The organism is Comamonas sp. GCA5, assembly GCF_036541385.1.
GTDB classification, from domain to species: domain Bacteria; phylum Pseudomonadota; class Gammaproteobacteria; order Burkholderiales; family Burkholderiaceae_C; genus Comamonas; species Comamonas aquatica.
Map to the genome: position 1 here is coordinate 1 of NZ_JAZHFR010000225.1, position 490 is coordinate 490.

Annotated in this window: 1 protein-coding gene; it reads left to right on the top strand. The window is 74.9% G+C overall.

What is annotated here, in order from left to right:
* Window positions 1-490, top strand: a 490-nt coding sequence (locus SJH88_RS19390; protein ID WP_274755412.1) for an AMP-binding protein, incomplete at both ends; no start/stop codon positions are given.

A 490-nucleotide genomic window follows, 5' to 3' on the forward strand; every position in this document is an offset into this window, starting at 1 on the left:
CGCCCGCTGGCCCCAGGCACCGGCCTCCCCTGCTGCGTCGCCGGCCAGGAGTTGGTGCTGCTGCGCCTGCCGGCCACGGCGGTCGCCATGCCCGCGGGCACCGCCAAGATCACCTTCACCTCGGGTACCACCGGCACCCCCAAGGGCGTGTGCCTGGGTGCGGCCGCCATGGACCGCGTGGCCGAGGGGCTGGTCCAGGCGCTGGCCCCGCTGGACATCCGCCGCCACCTGTGCGCCCTGCCGCTGGCCGTGCTGCTGGAGAACATTGCGGGCCTGATGGCACCGCTGCGCCAGGGGGCCACCTGCATCACCCTGCCGCTGGCCGAGCTGGGGCTGAGCGGTTCCTCCAGCTTTGACGTGGCCCGCTTTGACGCCACGGTGCAAGCCCAGCAGCCGCAGAGCCTGATCCTGCTGCCGCAGATGCTGCGCGCCTGGACCGCCTGGCTGACGGCCACCGGGGCCCGCGCCCCGGGCAGCCTGCGGCTGGTGG